This window comes from Pseudomonas sp. Ag1 (assembly GCF_000278565.1).
Taxonomy (GTDB): domain Bacteria; phylum Pseudomonadota; class Gammaproteobacteria; order Pseudomonadales; family Pseudomonadaceae; genus Aquipseudomonas.
Window position 1 is genome coordinate 242,760 of record NZ_AKVH01000111.1, and the last position, 19,680, is coordinate 262,439.

At 60.5% G+C, this 19,680-nt stretch carries 18 protein-coding genes; 13 read left to right on the forward strand and 5 right to left on the reverse strand.

The genetic code is table 11. The annotated features are described in order from the left end of the window. From ssuC to A462_RS03625, 3 genes are read left to right on the forward strand one after another with little or no spacing between them, the layout of a single operon-like run. Entirely contained in the window at positions 1–789 is a 789-nt protein-coding gene (ssuC, locus tag A462_RS03635; RefSeq protein WP_008438905.1) for an aliphatic sulfonate ABC transporter permease SsuC, read from the forward strand. Then, the gene (gene ssuB / locus A462_RS03630; RefSeq protein ID WP_008438906.1) at positions 786–1,592 is read left to right on the forward strand and encodes an aliphatic sulfonates ABC transporter ATP-binding protein; all 807 of its coding nucleotides are present in this window, start codon (positions 786–788) and stop codon (positions 1,590–1,592) included. Before ssuC ends, ssuB begins: the two co-directional genes overlap by 4 nt. A 29-nt stretch (positions 1,593–1,621) precedes the next feature. Then, entirely contained in the window at positions 1,622–1,837 is a 216-nt protein-coding gene (locus A462_RS03625; protein ID WP_003213899.1) for a TOBE domain-containing protein, read from the forward strand. A gap of 171 nt (positions 1,838–2,008) precedes the next feature. On the opposite strand, the gene A462_RS03620 is transcribed toward A462_RS03625, so the two are convergent. Beyond that, positions 2,009–2,647: a TetR/AcrR family transcriptional regulator gene (locus A462_RS03620; protein WP_008438907.1), complete on the reverse strand. Its 639-nt coding sequence runs from the start codon at positions 2,645–2,647 to the stop codon at positions 2,009–2,011. Between the two features lie 252 nt (positions 2,648–2,899). Continuing rightward, on the reverse strand, positions 2,900–4,276 hold the full coding sequence (locus A462_RS03615) for a glutamine synthetase family protein (protein WP_003213894.1): 1,377 nt from the start codon (positions 4,274–4,276) through the stop codon (positions 2,900–2,902). A gap of 278 nt (positions 4,277–4,554) precedes the next feature. Here A462_RS03615 and A462_RS03610 point away from each other — a divergent pair, with 278 nt between their 5' ends. From A462_RS03610 to A462_RS03575, 8 genes are all read left to right on the forward strand, one after another. Next, on the forward strand, positions 4,555–5,334 hold the full coding sequence (locus A462_RS03610) for a gamma-glutamyl-gamma-aminobutyrate hydrolase family protein (protein WP_008438908.1): 780 nt from the start codon (positions 4,555–4,557) through the stop codon (positions 5,332–5,334). A gap of 39 nt (positions 5,335–5,373) precedes the next feature. Next, positions 5,374–6,732: a glutamine synthetase family protein gene (locus tag A462_RS03605; protein ID WP_003213891.1), complete on the forward strand. Its 1,359-nt coding sequence runs from the start codon at positions 5,374–5,376 to the stop codon at positions 6,730–6,732. A 58-nt stretch (positions 6,733–6,790) separates the two neighbouring features. Then, positions 6,791–8,155 (forward strand): aspartate aminotransferase family protein, encoded by a 1,365-nt coding sequence (locus A462_RS03600; RefSeq protein WP_003213889.1) that lies wholly within the window; start codon positions 6,791–6,793, stop codon positions 8,153–8,155. Positions 8,156–8,362: 207 nt separating this feature from the next. Further along, a complete protein-coding gene (locus A462_RS03595) occupies positions 8,363–9,457 on the forward strand; it encodes a polyamine ABC transporter substrate-binding protein (protein ID WP_003213887.1) in 1,095 nt (364 codons plus the stop codon). Between the two features lie 165 nt (positions 9,458–9,622). After that, positions 9,623–10,717 (forward strand): polyamine ABC transporter substrate-binding protein, encoded by a 1,095-nt coding sequence (locus A462_RS03590; RefSeq protein WP_003213885.1) that lies wholly within the window; start codon positions 9,623–9,625, stop codon positions 10,715–10,717. 75 nt (positions 10,718–10,792) lie between these two features. Then, the gene (locus tag A462_RS03585; RefSeq protein ID WP_003195240.1) at positions 10,793–11,935 is read left to right on the forward strand and encodes an ABC transporter ATP-binding protein; all 1,143 of its coding nucleotides are present in this window, start codon (positions 10,793–10,795) and stop codon (positions 11,933–11,935) included. Then, a complete protein-coding gene (locus A462_RS03580) occupies positions 11,932–12,852 on the forward strand; it encodes an ABC transporter permease subunit (protein ID WP_003213882.1) in 921 nt (306 codons plus the stop codon). Before A462_RS03585 ends, A462_RS03580 begins: the two co-directional genes overlap by 4 nt. Then, positions 12,849–13,736, forward strand: coding sequence for an ABC transporter permease subunit (locus tag A462_RS03575; RefSeq protein ID WP_008438909.1), 888 nt, complete (start codon positions 12,849–12,851; stop codon positions 13,734–13,736). Before A462_RS03580 ends, A462_RS03575 begins: the two co-directional genes overlap by 4 nt. Before the next feature lie 144 nt (positions 13,737–13,880). On the opposite strand, the gene A462_RS03570 is transcribed toward A462_RS03575, so the two are convergent. Next, the gene (locus A462_RS03570) at positions 13,881–14,522 is read right to left on the reverse strand and encodes an HD domain-containing protein (RefSeq protein ID WP_003213877.1); all 642 of its coding nucleotides are present in this window, start codon (positions 14,520–14,522) and stop codon (positions 13,881–13,883) included. A 266-nt stretch (positions 14,523–14,788) separates the two neighbouring features. On the opposite strand from A462_RS03570, the gene A462_RS03565 reads away from it, so the two are divergent. After that, positions 14,789–15,754, forward strand: coding sequence for a GlxA family transcriptional regulator (locus tag A462_RS03565; RefSeq protein WP_003213876.1), 966 nt, complete (start codon positions 14,789–14,791; stop codon positions 15,752–15,754). Here A462_RS03565 and A462_RS03560 read toward each other — a convergent pair. Next, on the reverse strand, positions 15,732–16,085 hold the full coding sequence (locus A462_RS03560; RefSeq protein ID WP_008438910.1) for a carboxymuconolactone decarboxylase family protein: 354 nt from the start codon (positions 16,083–16,085) through the stop codon (positions 15,732–15,734). The two genes, A462_RS03565 and A462_RS03560, sit on opposite strands and share 23 nt — an antisense overlap. A gap of 99 nt (positions 16,086–16,184) precedes the next feature. Here A462_RS03560 and A462_RS03555 point away from each other — a divergent pair, with 99 nt between their 5' ends. After that, positions 16,185–17,087 (forward strand): AraC family transcriptional regulator, encoded by a 903-nt coding sequence (locus tag A462_RS03555; protein ID WP_008438911.1) that lies wholly within the window; start codon positions 16,185–16,187, stop codon positions 17,085–17,087. A gap of 131 nt (positions 17,088–17,218) precedes the next feature. Here the strand turns inward: A462_RS03555 and A462_RS03550 are convergent, their stop codons facing one another. Further along, positions 17,219–19,582 (reverse strand): penicillin acylase family protein, encoded by a 2,364-nt coding sequence (locus A462_RS03550; protein ID WP_008438912.1) that lies wholly within the window; start codon positions 19,580–19,582, stop codon positions 17,219–17,221. Positions 19,583–19,680 lie beyond the last annotated feature (98 nt).

The window sequence follows — 19,680 nt, forward strand, 5'->3', positions numbered from 1 at the left end:
ATGAACCTTGAAAAGTTAAGTCATCGATTGGCGCCCTGGGCGCTGCCGATCCTGTTGCTGGCGGTATGGCAGCTGTCCGTCTCGGCCGGCTGGTTGTCGACGCGCATTCTGCCGGCACCCAGCGCGGTGATCGAAGCGGGTGTCAGCCTGGTGCGCAGCGGCGAAATCTGGACCCACCTGGCCATCAGCGGCTGGCGTGCGGGCCTGGGCTTTGTGATCGGCGGCAGCATCGGCCTGACCCTGGGGTTTATCACCGGCCTGTCGACCTGGGGTGAACGCCTGCTGGACAGCTCGGTGCAGATGATCCGCAACGTGCCGCACCTGGCGCTGATCCCGCTGGTGATCCTGTGGTTCGGCATCGACGAGACGGCGAAGATATTCCTGGTCGCCCTCGGCACGCTGTTCCCGATCTATCTCAATACTTACCACGGCATCCGCAACGTCGACCCGGCGCTGGTGGAAATGGCCCGCAGTTATGGCCTGTCCGGTTTCAGCCTGTTTCGCCAAGTGATTTTGCCGGGCGCCTTGCCTTCGATTCTGGTGGGCGTGCGCTTCGCGCTGGGCTTTATGTGGCTGACGTTGATCGTCGCGGAAACCATCTCCGCCAGTTCCGGTATCGGCTACCTGGCGATGAACGCCCGGGAATTCCTGCAGACCGACGTGGTGGTTCTGGCGATCGTGCTTTACGCGGTCCTCGGCAAGCTGGCAGACCTGGCGGCGCGAGGCCTGGAGCGAGTCTGGCTGCGCTGGCACCCGGCTTATCAAGTGAATAAAGGAGGTGCGGCATGACCGCTCAACAACCTCCACGCCTGCTGCGGGGCATTCCCCTGGCAGTGCGCAAGTTGCGCAAGGCTTTCGGCGCGCGGGAAGTGCTGAAGGAAATCGACCTGCATATTCCTGCCGGTCAATTCGTGGCGGTCGTGGGCCGCAGTGGCTGCGGCAAAAGTACCTTGCTGCGCCTGCTGGCCGGGCTGGACAAAGCCAGCGGCGGCGAACTGCTCGCCGGCTCCGCCCCGCTGAGCGAAGCGATTGAAGACACGCGGTTGATGTTCCAGGAAGCGCGCCTGCTGCCGTGGAAAAAGATCATCGACAACGTGGGTCTTGGCCTCAAGGGCAACTGGCGCCCGCAGGCACTGGAAGCGCTGGAAGCGGTCGGCCTGGCCGAGCGCGCCAATGAGTGGCCGGCGGCGTTGTCCGGTGGCCAGAAGCAGCGCGTGGCCCTGGCCCGCGCCCTGATCCACCAACCGCGCCTGTTGCTGCTGGACGAACCGCTGGGGGCGCTGGATGCCCTGACCCGGATCGAGATGCAGCAACTGATCGAGAACCTCTGGCAGAAGCACGGCTTCACCGTGTTGCTGGTGACCCACGACGTCAGCGAAGCCGTGGCCATTGCCGACCGGGTGATTTTGATCGAAGACGGCGAAATCGGCCTCGACCTGCACGTGGAACTCCCACGTCCGCGGGTGCGTGGCTCCCACCGCCTGGCGGCGCTGGAAACCGAAGTGCTTAACCGTGTGTTGTCGCTGCCCGGCACCCCGCCGGAACCCGAACCTGTTTCACCGCTGCCTACGCAATTGCGTTGGGCTCAATAACTCACTTGTCTTACACAGGAAGAACGACCATGACTATCAAAGCCATCAACGTGCGTAACCAGTTCAAAGGCACCATCAAGGAAATCGTCGAAGGCGACGTGCTGTCGGAAATCGACGTACAGACCGCGTCCGGTATCGTCACTTCCGTGATCACCACCCGCTCGGTGAAAGAGCTGGAACTGGTGATCGGCAGTGAAGTGATTGCCTTCGTGAAATCCACCGAGGTGTCGATCGCCAAGTTGTGATCAATGGTTCGCACAAACCCCGAAGGTGAAAGCCTGTCGGGGTTTTTGTCGTTCTCAAGATTGCTTTCGCGAGCAAGCCCGCTCCCACATTTGACCGAGTTCTACCTTTGGAATACGGTCGAATGTGGGAGCGGGCTTGCTCGCGAAGAGGCCCGGACAGGCAACAAAAAATCAGAGCGCAGCCACCCGCTTGGGCAAGAACCCCGGCAGATAAAGCCCCACATACGCATCAAACACCCGCATGCCTTCCTCGGCCATGCGCGGGGTGATTTGCCCGTGCTGATGCACCGAGCGCGCGTAGACGCGGTCGCTCAGTTCCAGGGCCAGGGCAAACACGTCGACATCGGCGGGCAGGCTCGGCACCTCAAAGTGCCGGTTGAACACCTCAAACATCAGGTTTCCCAGCTCCAGGTCGTGCTGGCGGTCGGCCTGTGTCACTTCGGTCAACCCGTGCTGGGCCAGGATCAATTGGCGGGCGGCGGCGTCGTTGCTGTAGATGCTGAGCATGCGCTGCTCCACCACGCAGGATAGGTCGCGCCAGTGCTTGAGTGAATCATGATCGATGGGCGCCTGAATGGCCGCGCGAAAGGCCGCATGAACGTCAGCGGTCAGCGCCTCCAGCAACGCCGGCACGCTGGCGAAGAAGTGATACACCGATGACGGTGGAATCTGCGCCCGCTCGGCCACGCTGTAGATCGACAGGCTGGCCACGCCTTCGGCGGCCAGCAAGGTGCGGGCGGCATCGAGGATCGCGTCGATCCGGGCCTGGCTGCGGGCGCGGGGTTTGCGAGGAGTGGCAGGGCGATTCATTGAAGTCTCCTACAGGGCAGCGGGCATTGTACGCAGAGCCACTGGATGATCCATACCCTGTGGCGAGGGAGCTTGCTCCCGCTGGACTGCGCAGCAGGCCCAAGACCTGCACCTCGGTTCCGCCTGAAAGAACCCGGTGTTCTTATTGGGGCCGCTTCGCAGCCCGGCGGGAGCAGGCTCCCTCGCCACCACAGCCATAAAAAAACGCCGTAGGCCAAAGGCCTGCGGCGTTCTTTTTAGCCCGACAACCGCTTACACGGTATGCAGGTACCAGTTGTACTCAAGGTCGGAGATGGAGTGTTCGAACTCCTCCAGCTCACTTTCCTTACAGGCGACGAAGATATCGATGTATTTAGGATCGATGTACTTGGCCATCACCTCGCTGTCGTCCAACTCGCGCAGGGCATCACGCAGGTTGTTCGGCAGGCTCTGTTCGTTCTGCTCGTAGCTGTTGCCTTCCACCGGTGCGCCAGGCTCGATCTTGTTGGTCAGGCCGTGATGCACGCCCGCCAATACCGAAGCCATCAGCAGGTAAGGGTTGGCATCAGCCCCGGCCACACGGTGTTCGATACGTACGGCGTCGGACGAGCCGGTCGGTACGCGAATCGCCACGGTGCGGTTATCCAGGCCCCAGCACGGCGAGTTCGGCACGTAGAACTGTGCGCCGAAACGACGGTAGGAGTTGACGTTAGGGCACAGGAACGCCATTTGGGCGGGTAGGGTCTCCAGCACACCGCCGATCGCGTGACGCAATGCGGCGTTCTGCTCGGGATCCTCGCTGGCAAAGATGTTCTTGCCGTCCTTGTCCAGGATCGAAATGTGCACGTGTAGGCCGTTGCCTGCCTGGCCCGGGTAAGGCTTGGCCATGAAGGTGGTGTCCATCTCATGGTCGTAGGCGATGTTCTTGATCAGGCGCTTGAGCAGTACCGCGTAGTCGCAGGCCTTTATAGGGTCGGCAACGTGGTGCAGGTTCACTTCGAACTGCGCCGGGGCACTTTCCTTGACGATGGCGTCGGCAGGGATGCCTTGCTCTTTTGCACCTTCCAGAATGTCCTGGAGGCAGTCGACATATTCGTCGAGGTCGTCGATCAGGTAGACCTGTGTCGAGTGCGGGCGTTTGCCGGAGATCGGCGAGCGGGGCGGTTGTGGCCGGCCATTCACGTTCTCCTGGTCAATCAGGTAGAACTCCAGCTCGAATGCGGCGCAGATGGTCAGACCGAGGTCGTCAAATTTGCTTACAACTTGGCGGAGTACTTCGCGAGGATCGGCGAAGAAAGGTTCACCTTCGAGTTCGTGCATGGTCATCAGCAGTTGCGCGGTTGGGCGCTTTTGCCAGGGTTCATTGCACAGGGTGTCGGGGATTGGATAACAGATTCGGTCAGCATCACCGATGTCCAGACCCAGGCCGGTGCTTTCCACCGTTGAGCCGTTGATATCCAGGGCAAATAGAGAGGCAGGCAGGTTAATGCCCTTCTCGTAAACCTTGTGGAGGCTGGTGCGTTCGATGCGCTTGCCGCGCACCACACCATTCATATCCGCAATTAGAAGGTCTACGTACAGAACCTCAGGATGATCCTTAAGGAACGCGTTCGCTTCGTTAAGCTGAACGGCACGCGGGGGTACCGACATGATGCAACACCTTTGTTGTTAAAAATATCAATCATTGATCTCTTCGGGTTTCAGTCAACCCGAACGGCATGCCGAAGTCAAGCGAGGCCTTTTTTGCCCTAAAAAAGCGCCGTGAGGGCTTTTTTGGGGCTTTTTGGGGCAATTTTTTGGGATTGGGGCTCTTGGAACCAGCACGTTTGAGCGGGCCGTGTTGTATTTTTTACGGGGGTGTTGTGTAAAAAAATGAACAAGGCTAAGCTCGATTCAAACCCATAACAGCAATAATACCGGGGTGCTTCATGTCTCGCCTGCCGTTAATCGGCGTCACCGCCTGCTCCAAACAGGTCGGTCTGCATGCTTATCACATCAGTGGCGACAAATACGTCCGTGCAGTGGCCACCGCTGCCAAGGGCTTGCCGTTGATTATTCCGTCCCTGGCGGATCTGCTCGACCCGGCCAATATTCTTGACGGTCTGGACGGCATTCTATTTACCGGCTCACCTTCCAATATCGAACCCTTTCACTACGACGGTCCGGCCAGCGCGCCCGGGACTGCTCATGATTCTGCACGGGACCAAACCACCCTGCCGCTGCTGCGTGCAGCCATAGCGGCCGGTGTTCCGGTGCTGGGGATTTGCCGTGGCTTCCAGGAAATGAACGTGGCGTTTGGCGGCAGCCTGCACCAGAAGGTTCATGAAGTGCCGGGCATGATGGATCACCGCGAAGACGACACCCAGCCGCTTGGCATCCAGTACGGCCCGGCACATCCGGTAACCATCTCCCCGAATGGGGTATTGGCAAGCCTGGGCTTGCCGTCGACGATCCAGGTCAACTCGATTCATTCACAGGGCATTGATCGCCTGGCGGCCGGTTTCCAGGTCGAGGCCACAGCGCCGGATGGCCTGATCGAAGGCTTTTCAGTGCCCGCGGGCAAGGCTTTTGCTTTAGGAGTGCAATGGCACCCCGAATGGCAGGTAAGCTCTAACCCGCACTACCTCGCAATCTTCCAGGCATTTGGCAATGCCTGTCGAAAGCGGGTGATGCAACGCGACGCGGATGCTGCGTCAACTTACGCCTGACCTTTAATGGATGTCAGGAAACACAGCCCAGAGGCATTTATGAGTAACAACCTCGACCAGCTCACCGATTGGTTGAAAGACCACAAGATCACAGAAGTCGAATGCATGATTGGCGACCTCACCGGCATCACCCGGGGCAAGATCTCGCCGACCAACAAGTTCATCGCCGAAAAAGGCATGCGCCTGCCCGAAAGCGTTCTGTTACAGACCGTGACCGGCGACTATGTCGAAGACGACATCTATTACGAATTGCTCGACCCGGCCGACATCGACATGATCTGCCGCCCGGACGAGAACGCGGTGTACCTCGTGCCCTGGGCCATAGAGCCTACGGCCCAGGTGATCCACGACACCTACGACAAGCAAGGCAACCCGATCGAGCTGTCGCCGCGCAACGTGCTCAAGAAAGTCCTCAAGCTCTACGCCGACAAGGGCTGGCAGCCCATCGTGGCGCCGGAGATGGAGTTCTACCTGACCAAACGCTGCGAAGACCCGGACTTCCCTCTGCAACCGCCGATTGGCCGTTCCGGTCGCCCGGAGACTGGCCGCCAGTCCTTCTCTATAGAAGCGGCCAACGAATTCGACCCGTTGTTCGAAGACGTCTACGACTGGTGCGAGCTGCAGGAGCTGGACCTCGACACGCTGATCCACGAAGACGGCACGGCGCAGATGGAAATCAACTTCCGTCACGGCGACGCACTGTCCCTGGCCGACCAGATCCTGGTGTTCAAGCGCACCATGCGCGAAGCGGCGCTCAAGCACGACGTGGCGGCCACCTTCATGGCCAAGCCCATGACCGGCGAGCCCGGCAGTGCAATGCACCTGCACCAGAGCATCATCGATATCGCCACCGGCAAGAACGTGTTCTCCAATGAAGACGGGACCAAGAGCGAGCTGTTCCTGCACCACATCGGCGGCCTGCAGAAATTCATCCCCGAGCTGTTGCCGCTGTTCGCCCCTAACGTCAACTCGTTCCGCCGCTTCCTGCCCGACACCTCGGCGCCGGTCAACGTGGAGTGGGGCGAAGAGAACCGCACCGTTGGCCTGCGGGTTCCGGACGCCGGCCCACAAAACCGTCGGGTGGAAAACCGCCTGCCCGGTGCCGACGCCAACCCGTACCTGGCGATTGCCGCCAGCTTGCTGTGTGGCTACATCGGCATGGTCGAAGGCATCAGCCCAAGCGCACCGGTGGTGGGCCGTGGTTACGAGCGCCGCAACCTGCGCCTGCCGCTGACCATCGAAGACGCCCTGGAACGCATGGAAAACAGCAAGACCATCGAGAAATACCTGGGTCACAAATTCATCACAGGCTACGTCGCGGTCAAGCGGGCCGAGCATGAAAACTTCAAGCGCGTGATCAGTTCGTGGGAGCGGGAATTCCTGCTCTTCGCCGTCTGATGCGCCGGGCGCGCCCTTCAAACGGCGCGTCCTCACCTGAAACATCTAGGAGATTGGTATGTCCAGCAACAACCCGCAAACCCGTGAATGGCAAGCCTTGAGCAGCGATCACCACCTGGCGCCGTTCAGCGACTTCAAGCAATTGAAAGAGAAAGGCCCACGGATCATCACCAAAGCCCACGGCGTTTACCTGTGGGACAGCGAAGGCAACAAGATTCTCGACGGCATGGCCGGCCTGTGGTGCGTGGCGATCGGTTACGGTCGCGATGAACTGGCTGATGCGGCCGCCAAGCAGATGAAAGAACTGCCTTACTACAACCTGTTCTTCCAGACCGCCCACCCGCCGGTGCTGGAACTGGCCAAAGCCATCTCCGATATCGCCCCGCAGGGCATGAACCACGTGTTCTTCACCGGCTCCGGCTCCGAAGGCAACGACACCATGCTGCGTATGGTCCGCCACTACTGGGCGATCAAAGGCCAGCCGAACAAGAAAACCATCATCAGCCGCAAGAATGGCTACCACGGTTCAACCGTGGCCGGCGCCAGCCTCGGCGGCATGACTTATATGCATGAACAAGGCGACTTGCCGATCCCGGGCATCGTCCACATCGCCCAGCCTTACTGGTTCGGCGAAGGCGGCGACATGAGCCCGGAAGAATTCGGCGTGTGGGCGGCCAACCAGTTGGAAGAGAAGATCCTGGAACTGGGCGTGGACAACGTCGGTGCCTTTATTGCCGAGCCGATCCAGGGTGCCGGTGGCGTGATCGTGCCGCCAGACAGCTACTGGCCGCGCATCAAGGAAATCCTCGCCAAGTACGACATTCTGTTCGTGGCTGACGAAGTGATCTGTGGGTTTGGCCGCACCGGTGAGTGGTTCGGTAGCGATTTCTACGGCCTCAAGCCCGACATGATGACCATCGCCAAGGGCCTGACCTCCGGCTACATCCCGATGGGTGGCCTGATCGTGCGCGACGAAGTGGTCGCCGTGCTGAACGAAGGCGGTGATTTCAACCACGGCTTCACCTATTCCGGTCACCCGGTGGCGGCAGCGGTAGCCCTGGAAAACATCCGCATCATGCGCGATGAACAAATTGTTAAGCACGTGCACGACGAAACGGCACCCTATTTGCAAAAGCGTTTGAGGGAACTGGCTGATCACCCGCTGGTGGGTGAAGTTCGCGGTGTGGGCATGCTCGGTGCCATCGAACTGGTTCAGGACAAGGCAACGCGCAAGCGTTATGAAGGCCGTGGTGTTGGCATGATCTGCCGCACGTTCTGCTTCGAGAATGGCCTGATCATGCGCGCCGTGGGCGACACCATGATCATTTCGCCACCGTTGGTGATCAGCAAGGCCGAGATAGACGAGTTGGTGACCAAGGCGCGGCACTGCCTGGACCTGACTTTGGCGGCATTGCAGGGCTAAATGCTAGGCTCAGAACGCAGCGCCTGTCGGGCGCTGCTTCTGGGGTGTTAGAAAAGCGGGGCATTGGTTGAAAGCCGGCCCCTGAACTTGCCAGACTGTCGCCCTGTTTTGTCGCCCTTAGACGGGCTGCGAAACACGTTGTAATTAAAGAACGAACGTGGCCCAAAAAAGAAAAAATTGGAGCATGACCGAATGAAGGCATTAGGTTTGAAGAACGCTGGCAAGACCCTCCTGGCCTTGTCCCTGATGGGGGCCATGGCAGGCGCGGCACACGCCGACGATAAAGTGCTGCACGTTTATAACTGGTCCGACTACATCGCACCGGACACCATCGCGAACTTTGAAAAAGAGTCCGGGATCAAGGTGGTCTATGACGTGTTCGACTCCAACGAAACCCTGGAAGCCAAGTTGTTGGCAGGCAAGTCCGGCTACGACATTGTCGTGCCGTCGAACAACTTCCTCGCCAAGCAGATCAAGGCCGGTGTTTACCAGGAACTGGACAAGTCCAAGCTGTCGAACTACGACAACCTGAACAAGTCCCTGCTTAAAGCCGTGTCCATCAGCGACCCGGACAACAAGCATGCCTTCCCGTACATGTGGGGCTCGATCGGCATCGGCTACAACCCGGAGAAGGTCAAGGCCGCACTGGGCATCGACAAGATCGACTCGTGGGACACCATCCTCAAGCCGGAAAACCTCGCCAAGCTCAAAGGCTGCGGTGTGAGCTTCCTCGATTCGCCAACCGAAATGCTGCCAGTGGCACTGCATTATCTGGGCCTGCCGACCGACACCCAGAAGAAGGAAGACCTCAAGCAAGCCGAGGCCCTGTTCCTCAAGCTGCGTCCTTCGATCGGCTACTTCCACTCGTCCAAGTACATTTCCGACCTGGCCAACGGCAACATCTGCGTAGCCGTGGGTTATTCGGGTGACGTGCAACAGGCCAAGTCCCGCGCGGCTGAAGCCGGTGGCAAGGTCAAGGTTGCCTATGACATTCCGAAAGAAGGTGCCGGCAGCTTCTATGACATGGTCGCCATCCCTAAAGATGCCGAGAACGTCGACGCTGCCTACAAGTTCATGAACTACCTGCTGAAGCCGGAAGTCATGGCGGGCATTACCAACAGCGTACGTTTCCCGAACGGTAACGAGAAAGCTACCGCGTTGGTCGACAAAGACATCACCAGCGACCCAGGCATTTATCCGCCAGCGGACGTGCAAGCCAAGCTGTATGCCATTGCTGACTTGCCGGCTGCTACTCAGCGGGAAATGACCCGCAGCTGGACCAAAATCAAATCGGGCAAGTAAAGCCGCTTTGATACCTGTTTTGCTAACTGCCGCGATGCGCGCGGTGGTTAGCGAAACAATTAAATGACAGAAAGTTTTGCCGGATCGGTTTATCGAGGGTAAGTTGCGCGCCGGTTTTGTTGCCGGGCAACAACTTCGGGCCCAACTATTTAAGAGGACCTCCACTTGCCAATTTCTTTATTTCGCAAAGCCTTGCTGGTGGGTGCAGGTATCACGCTGGCTGTCAGCGTGCAGGCCGCGCCGACTGTGCATATTTATAACTGGTCGGACTACATCGGCCCGGACACCCTGGCCAACTTTGAAAAGGCCACCGGCATCAAGCCGGTCTACGACGTGTTTGATTCCAACGAAACCCTGGAAGGCAAGTTGCTCGCCGGGCGTACCGGGTATGACGTGGTCGTGCCGTCGAACCACTTCCTCGGCAAGCAGATCAAGGCCGGCGCGTTCCAGAAGCTCGACAAGTCGCAACTGACCCACTACGCCAACCTCGACCCGGCGCTGCTCAAGCGTCTGGAAAAGAACGACCCGGGCAACCAGTACGCCGTGCCGTACCTGTGGGGAACCAACGGTATTGGCTACAACGTCGACAAGGTCAAGGAAGTATTGGGCGTCGACCATATCGACTCCTGGGCCGTGCTGTTCGAGCCGGAAAACATGAAGAAGCTGGCCACGTGCGGTGTGTCGTTCATGGACTCGGCGGATGAAATGCTGCCGGCGGTGCTCAACTACATGGGCCTCAACCCCAACAGCACCAACCCTGAAGACTACAAGAAGGCTGAAGAGAAACTCCTGAAAGTGCGTCCCTACGTGACCTACTTCCATTCTTCCAAATACATCTCGGACCTGGCCAACGGCAACATCTGCGTGGCGGCCGGTTTCTCCGGTGATGTGTTCCAGGCCAAGGCTCGTGCAGCCGAGGCGGGCAAGGGCGTGAACATCGCCTATGTGATTCCGAAAGAAGGCGGCAACCTGTGGTTCGACGTGCTGGCCATCCCCAAGGATGCCACCAACGTCAAAGAGGCCCTCGCCTTCATCAACTATTTGCTGAAACCTGAAGTGATCGCTCAGGTCAGTGATTACGTCGGTTACGCCAACCCTAACCCAGGGGCGGACAAACTGATGGAGCAATCGATACGCACCGACGAAGCGGTTTACCCACCGCAGGCGGTTCTCGACCGGACTTTTGTCAACTTCGAGCTACCCCCGAAAGTGCAACGTTTGATGACCCGTAGCTGGACCAAGGTCAAGACGGGCAAGTAAGGCTTAACGCTCAAACTATCCAAGGCTGGCCCGTATTGGGCGAGCTGCACTCTTTTTATTCTGGGAGTTTCGTAAATGGCAGTTGCCTCCGGCGCCTATAAGAAAGCCCTCGAGGGCGACCAGACACCGAAAAAGGTGCTGGTCAAAATCGACCGGGTCACGAAGAAGTTCGACGAGACGATTGCGGTGGACGATGTGTCCCTGGAAATCAAGAAAGGCGAAATCTTCGCCTTGCTCGGCGGATCGGGTTCGGGCAAATCCACCTTGCTGCGCATGCTCGCAGGCTTCGAGCGCCCAACGGAAGGACGCATTTACCTCGACGGTGTGGACATCACCGACATGCCGCCGTACGAGCGGCCGATCAACATGATGTTCCAGTCCTACGCCTTGTTCCCCCACATGACCGTGGCCCAGAACATCGCGTTTGGCCTGCAGCAGGACAAGATCCCCAAGGCCGAGGTCGACGCCCGTGTGGCCGAGATGCTCAAGCTGGTGCAGATGAGCCAGTACGCCAAGCGCAAGCCGCACCAGTTGTCTGGCGGCCAGCGTCAGCGGGTGGCGCTGGCGCGTTCCCTGGCCAAGCGTCCGAAACTGCTGCTGCTCGATGAGCCGATGGGCGCACTCGACAAGAAGCTGCGTTCGCAGATGCAACTGGAGCTGGTGGAGATTATCGAGCGCGTGGGCGTGACCTGCGTGATGGTGACCCACGACCAGGAAGAGGCCATGACCATGGCCGAGCGCATCGCGATCATGCACCTGGGCTGGATCGCCCAGATCGGCAGCCCGATCGACATCTATGAAACGCCGACCAGCCGCCTGGTGTGCGAGTTCATCGGCAACGTCAACATCTTCGACACCCAGGTGGTGGATGACGCCGAAGGCCACGCGGTACTCAAGTGCCCGGACCTGGACCGCGATATCTACGTCGGCTACGGCATCGCCACTTCGGTGGAAGACAAGTCGGTGACCTACGCTATCCGCCCTGAAAAGCTGCTGGTGACCACCGAAATGCCGACCTGCGAGCACAACTGGTCCAGCGGCAAGGTGCATGACATCGCCTACCTCGGCGGCCATTCGGTGTTCTACGTCGAATTGCCGAGCGGCAAGCTGGTGCAATCCTTCGTGGCCAATGCCGAACGCCGTGGCCAGCGCCCTACCTGGGGCGACCAGGTGTACGTGTGGTGGGAAGACGACAGCGGCGTGGTACTTCGCTCATGAACATGAAGAAGTTCAAACGCCAGCTGCAACGAATAACCCCCGGTGGCCGGCATGTGGTCATCGGGATCCCTTTCCTCTGGTTGTTCCTGTTCTTCATGCTGCCGTTCTTCATCGTCTTGAAGATCAGCTTTGCCGAAGCCGACGTGGCGATCCCGCCTTACACCGAGATCTACACCTTCGTTGAACAGAAACTGCAGTTGGTGCTGAACCTGGCCAACTACGGGATGCTGGGCGATGACGAGTTGTACATCGCGGCGTACCTGGGCTCGCTGAAGATGGCGTTTTTCAGCACCATCCTCTGCCTGCTGATCGGCTACCCGATGGCCTACGCCATTGCCAGCGCACGCAAGGAAATCCAGACCGTGCTGGTGCTGCTGATCATGATGCCGACCTGGACTGCGATCCTGATCCGGGTCTATGCGTGGATGGGCATCCTCAGCAACAACGGGCTGCTCAACGGCTTCCTGATGTCCATCGGGTTGATCAACGAACCGCTGCAGATCCTCAACACCAACATCGCGGTGTATATCGGCGTGGTCTATTCGTACCTGCCGTTCATGATCCTGCCGCTGTACGCCAACCTGGTGAAGCACGACCAGAGCCTGCTGGAAGCCGCGTCGGACCTGGGTTCGAGCACCTTCAACAGCTTCTGGAAAATCACCGTGCCGCTGTCCAAGAACGGCATCATCGCCGGCTGCATGCTGGTGTTTATCCCGGTGGTGGGCGAGTTCGTGATCCCGGAACTGCTGGGCGGTCCGGAAACCCTGATGATCGGTAAAGTGTTGTGGCAAGAATTCTTCAACAACCGTGACTGGCCGGTGGCGTCTGCCCTGGCGGTGGTGATGCTGGCGATCCTGATCGTGCCGATCATCCTGTTCAACCGCAGCCAAGCCAAAGAGATGGAGGGCAAGATATGAAGCGCGTCAGTTTCTCAAGCTTCATGCTGGTGGCGGGGTTGCTGTTCATCTACCTGCCGATGCTGATCCTGGTGATCTACTCGTTCAACGAATCCAAACTGGTGACGGTGTGGGGCGGTTGGTCGATCAAGTGGTACGTCGGCCTGTTGGACAACACCCAGTTGATGGGCTCGGTCGGTCGCTCCCTGGAAATCGCCTGCTACACCGCGATTGCGGCGGTGGCACTCGGTACATTGGCGGCGTTCGTGCTGACGCGCATCAGCCAGTTCAAGGGCCGCACGCTGTTCGGCGGCCTGGTGACGGCGCCGCTGGTGATGCCGGAAGTGATCACCGGCCTGTCGCTGTTGCTGCTGTTCGTGGCCATGGCGCAGATGATCGGCTGGCCGCAGGAACGTGGCCTGGTGACCATCTGGATCGCCCACACCACGTTCTGTTCGGCGTATGTGGCGGTGGTGGTGTCGGCGCGCTTGCGTGAGCTGGACCTGTCGATTGAAGAGGCAGCCATGGACCTGGGTGCGCGGCCGTGGAAGGTGTTCTTCCTGATCACCATCCCGATGATCGCGCCGTCGCTGGCGGCGGGCGGCATGATGTCGTTCGCGCTGTCGCTGGATGACCTGGTGTTGGCCAGCTTCGTGTCGGGGCCGGGTTCGACCACGTTGCCGATGGAAGTATTCTCGGCGGTTCGCCTGGGGGTTAAACCCGAGATCAACGCCGTGGCCAGCCTGATTCTGTTGGCGGTGTCGATCGTGACCTTCCTGGTGTGGTTCTTCAGCCGTCGTGCGGAAGAGCACCGCAAGAAAGCGATCCAGCAGGCGATTGAAGAAGCGGCTGCGGATGGTTGGGAGAAGCCGGCGGATTCGCGTCGGGCTCCAGCACCGGTCTAATCAGGTAGCCCTGAAGAAACCGGATCAAAAATGTGGGAGCGGGCTTGCTCGCGAAAGCGCAGTGTCAGTCACCGGATGTATTGACTGATCCACTGCCTTCGCGAGCAAGCCCGCTCCCACATTTTGATTGCATTCCAATTCGGGTTAAGCAGTCCAAGGCGACTTGCGAATCACCTCGACGAAATTCATCGGCTTGAACCCCGGCTCCTGATCCACCAGCACATCGGTCTTCACGTTGCCAAACGTGGTCTGCGGACGATGGCGCAGGCCGTCGGCAAACGCGCAGATGATGCACTCCTTGAATCCTTCACCCCGTGGATGCGCATGCACCACCGCTTCGCGCTGCACGCTGGTAAACGCCGCGTACTCCATTCCCAGCACATCCATTTCCACGCCCGCGGTCACCAGCGCCACGGTTGGACGCAAGTGCTTGGGCACCCCCGGTGTGGTGTGCAGGGCGATGGACAACCACACCTGTTCGATGTCGTCATCGCTCAACCCGTAAGGCTTGAGAAAGTCCGCCGCCGCGTTGGCGCCGTCCACTTCAAAGCGTTCGTCGTCACTGCGGTGACCTTCCACCAGGCCCAGGTCGTGGAACATCGCGCCGACGTACAGCAACTCCGGGTTATAGGCCAACTGCTGGCGCTCGCCGCTCAATGCGCCGAACAGGAACACCCGGCGGGAGTGGTGGTAGAGCAGGTCGGATTCGATGTCGCGGATGTATTCGGTGGTGGCCTTGGCCAGGGCGCTGTCCGGGATCTTGATGCCGGCGATGGTGGTGCTCATGGTCGTTCTCCTCAAGAAAGCGCCGGGGTTGGCGCCGATGAGTCCAGTCTGGTCGCGCGCCCGCGAAGGGGCCATCGCGGCGAGGATGCGATCCCGGCCAATGTGCCGCGATATCGCGCCAAGGCTATGCGCGATCAAATGTAGGAGCTGGCTTGCCTGCGATAGCATCACCTCGGTATACCTGCTACACCGAGGTGTCTGCATCGCCGGCAAGCCAGCTCCTACGAGGGTTGTGTTTATTCAGTTAGAAAAAGGTGTTCCTGCTCATGGGCAAAACCGTCGCCATCCTGATCTTCCCCGGCGTCCAGTCACTGGACGTGACCGGGCCCCTGGATGTGTTCTGCGAGGCCAACCGTTTTCTGCCGCCCGAGGCGCATTACCAGCTGGAGGTGATTGGCCTGGGGCACGGCAACATGGCCTGTTCCAACGGCTTGTCGTTGCAGGCACACCGGCATTTCAGCGAGGCCCTCGAGCCTTACGACTTGCTGTTGATGGCCGGCGGGCCGCAGCTGCCCTTCGAGGATTTCGGCCCGGTGTTCAATCAATGGCTGCGTGACGCCAGTGCGCGAGCCCGGCGCTTCGGCTCCATCTGCAACGGTGCCTTTATGCTCGCCCGCGCCGGGTTGCTGGACGGGCGCACCGTCACCACCCACTGGGGCGACGCTGCCGATCTGGCCGCCTTATGCCCATCGGCCCAGGTCGAAGCCGACCGCCTCTATGTGCAGGACGGCAACCTCTACACCTCGGCCGGGGTGACGGCGGGCATCGACCTGTCGCTGTACCTGCTGGCCCAGGACCACGGCCCGGAAGTCGCCCTCAGCGTGGCCAAGCGCCTGGTGGTGTTCACCCAGCGTTCCGGCGGGCAGTCGCAGTTCAGCCCGTTCCTGACACCCCACGCGCAAGCCACCTCGGCGGTGGCGCTGGTGCAGCTGTATGTATTGGCCAACCTGACGGGCGACCTGACCATCGCCGACCTGGCCAAAGCCGCCAACATGAGCGCGCGCAACTTCTCGCGGGTATTTGCCCGGGAAGCGCAGATCACTCCGGCGGAGTTCGTCGAGCGGGCGCGGGTGGATGCGGCGCGGGTGATGCTCGAAAGCACCCACGCACCGCTCAAGACCGTGGCGTATCAATGCGGCTTTCGCGATGCCCAGCACATGCGCAGTGTGTTCAATCGCCGGCTGGGCGTGACGCCGCAACAATTCCGGCTTAATTTTGCGGCGCCGGTTTGAGCGTGTCATAGGCTTCCAGGGCGCGCAGCGAGTAGATATACGCCGCGCCGGCATTCAGCGAGATCGCGGTGGCCAGGGTCGCGGCCACTTCTTCGCGGGTGGCGCCGGCCTTGATCGCCGCGTCGGCATGCACGCCGATGCAGCCGTCACAGCGGGTGGTGATGGCCACGGCGATGGAAATCAGCTCGCGGGTCTTGGCATCGAGGACGTCATTTTCCTCGGCTGCTTCCCCCAGCGCCATGTAGGCTTTGACCATCTTCGGGTTGCTCTTGCCCAGCGCGCCAAAGGCTTTCTTCACGGTAGGCAGCAAGTCGGACCAGTTATTGAACATCGTGTTAACTCCTGAACGGGTTGGGTGTGAAGCCAGTGTGCGCGGTTCAGGTTTGGCGCTTTTGTTCGATCCACTCACCTTTTTGACCGATGCTCGCAAATGAACTCCATCGACACCCTCATCGCGTTGGCCAACCTGCGGGGCAGCCTGGACTTGCGTTGCCAGTTCCAGGGCGCCTGGGCCATGGACCACGAGCCCGAGCCGATGGGCGTGGCGCCGTATCACATTGTGCTGGCGGGCACCTGCCGCGCCGAATTGTCCGGCGGGCAGCAGGTGACGTTGGAGGAGGGCGACATCCTGTTGATGCCCGGTGGCGCGACGCACCTGGTGCGCAGCCAGGGCGCGCGGGTAAAGCCGGTGGCGCAGACCGTGATCGAAGGCGGCTTGCTGCCGATCCATCGCCTGGGCGGTGAGCAGCCGGACGTGGACATGCTCTGCGGCAGCTTTCGCTACAACCGCCAGTCGTTGCTGTTCAGTGCGTTGCCGGACTACCTGGTGGTGTCCAGCCGGCAGTGGCAGGCCGATGGACAGTTGGCGGCATTGATCGCACTGCTGCGCAGCGAGGCGGACGGGCAGCGGCTGGGGGCGCGGTTTTTCATTGATGCGCTGTCGTCGGCGTTGTTCACCCTGATCCTGCGGGCATGGCTGACGCAGCAAGCGCCGGTGGCGGGCACCTTTGCCTTGTTGACCGACAAACGCCTGGGCAAGGCCTGGCAGGCGATGCTGGCGGATCCTGGGCATGAGTGGACCATCGACAGCCTGGCCAGCGCCGCGTCGATGTCCCGGGCGACCTTCATGCGTGGGTTTGTCAAAGTGGCGGGCGTGTCGCCGTGGGTGTTGCTGACGCAGTTGCGCATGGAGCTGGCGTTCAACCTGCTGCATCAGTCGCGGCTGAGCCTGACGGATATTGCCGCTCGGGCGGGGTATCAATCCCAGGCGGCGTTCAGCAAGAAATTCAAGGAAACCTACGGTGAGGCGCCGGGGCGGCTGCGTACCCGCTAGAAGCAACAACGCAGATCAAAATGTGGGAGCGGGCTTGCTCGCGAATGCGGAGTGTCAGTCACCAGATGTATTGACTGATCCACCGCATTCGCGAGCAAGCCCGCTCCCACATTGGTTTTTTGTTTCTTCAGTTATTGCGGTGTCCGGGCCGGCAACAGCTTGAGCGTACTACGAGTATTCGCCGTCACTTCCTCATCATTGAAATGCGCCTGCTCATACCCGCCTTCGATGTACGTTTCCGCCTGATCGGAATAGTGCTTGTCGAACGGCACACCACTCTGCCCGACCGGGTTGATGGTCAGCCCATGTGCGGCATCGGCGAAATCAATCAGGCGCCGGGTCGACGGCCCGTACGTCACCGGCCACGGCGCCGGGCCGATCTGTGCGGATTGGTTGTTGGGCACTTCATGGGTGCCGGGAGCGGCAAACGGGCCCACGTTGACGATCTTGTCCAACGGCTTCTGCGAGCCCAGTGGATGGCCGTGGGTCAGGGTGTGGGCCTTGCCCCATTGCCACTGCGATGGGTCGTCACCAAAGGTCGCCTTGAGGTGTTGCAGGCTGTTGTCCCAGGCAAGCTTGACGGTCTCGGCGCGGTGGCCATCCCACCACGGCGAATCCGCTGAAGCGGCCAGGCGCGGCAAGGCTGCGTCCACTACCCGGGTGGTGAGCAAGGTCTTGAACATCCCATCGCCCAGTTTCGGGTGGAACGCTGCGTCAGTGAGGTTGAACAGGAACTGGTTGAACAGCGTGGCACTGGTGGAGTCCAGCGGGTAATCGCCTTTCCAGGCTGCCAGTTGCTCCACCAGCTTCAACTGCGCCGGGTCCTTGACCACCTCACGCAGCACCGGCAGCAGCGGTGCCAGCAGCCGTGGGCCGTAGGCGGTGGTGGTGCCGAGCTGCAAGGCCTGGCTGTTTTCCACGTCCCATTTCACGCTGTTGTCGCTCAGTTGCGCGTTCAACTGCTGGCCACGGTCCGCCAGGTTGTAATACCCGGGGATCGGCATGCCGGTGGGTGACGCGGGCTGGGCATTGGCGGACACCACATAACCGCGGGCCGGGTTTTCTTCCTGGGGGTTGGCGCTGAATGGGTAGAAACCGAGCTTGTCCGCCTGGGCGGTACTGCCGTCGAGGATAAAGCCCGGGTTGACCCCGGCCGGGCGGATCGGCAATTGCGCTGCCGCCCACCAACCGATATCGCCCTTGGCATTGGCCCATACGATGTTCAAGCCAGGCGCCTGGACCTTGGCCGCCGCCGCACGCGCTTTGGCGAGGGTATCGGCACGGTTGAGCTGATAGAAACCGTCGAGGATCGGATTTTCGGTATCCAGGAATGCCCACCACATGGCAATCGGCGTCTTGCCGGCGTTTTCGCCGAGCACGTCATTGATGATCGGGCCGTGGGGCGAGGTGCGCAGGGTCATGGTCACCGGGTCCTGGCCCTTGACCGCGATCTGTTGCTCGCTGCTGGTCATATCCACCCACTTGTCGTGGTACCAGACCTGGTTGGGGTTGTCCGGGTTGACCTTCTCGGCGATCAGGTCGAGGTCATCGTTCTGGAACATGGTCAGGCTCCAGCCGAAATCCTTGTTGTGGCCCAGGAACGCCACCGGCACCAGCGCGTTGTGATAACCGTAAAGCTCGAAGCCCGGCGCTGACAGCTGCGCCTCGTACCACACCGATGGCACCGAGAAGCGGATATGCGGGTCACCCGCCAGCAACGGCTTGCCGCTCTTGGTGCGGCTGCCGCTGATGGCCCAGGCGTTGCTGCCTTCGAACTGCGGCAGGCCGTTGTCGGCCATGGCCTGTTCGCTCAACTGGGCGATGGCGCCGAGGTCTTTCCAGTCACCGGCTGCCAGGTTCAGTGCGCCCTTGGGTTGCCAATCGAGGTCGAAGACCTTCAGGTAATCGTTGCCCAGTTGATCGCGGACGTAGGTCAGCAAGGGTTCGGTACGAAAGGCGGCGGCAAAGCTGTAGGCCAGGTAGCCGGCGACGCTGATGGTGTCTTCGGCGGTAAACGGACGCTTGGGGATGCCCAGTACGTCGAACTCCATGGGTTTGGCGTGGCTGTCCTGATACTGGTTGACCCCGTCCAGGTAGGCTTGCAGGGCCTTCCAGGACGCAGACTCATGGTCCATGTGTTCGACGTAGCTCAAGGCGCGCTCGCGAATGCGCAGGCTGCGGAACAGTTTGTCGGTTTCCAGCAATTTGGGCCCCAGCACCTCGGCCAGCTCGCCACGGGACAGGCGCCGCATGATCTCCATCTGGAACAACCGGTCCTGGGCATGCACGTAGCCGAGGGCGCGGTACAGGTCGGTCTCATTCTCGGCGCGGATATGCGGCACGCCTCGGTCGTCGTAGCGCACGGTGACCGAGCCTTGCAGGTGGGCCAGCTCCACCGTGCCCTGGCGAGTCGGCTGCTTGCTGTACACGTACCAGCCGGCGCCAACCATAAGGGCTGCGAGCAGGATGGCCAGCGCGGTCAGGATGCGTTTCATGGGTTGTCCCTTATTAGTCGGTCACCGTGAAGATTCGGGCAGTTTAGTGGGTTTGGCGAGCGCTGCGGAAAATGCTCTCGGGTTCGTGCTCCCTGAAC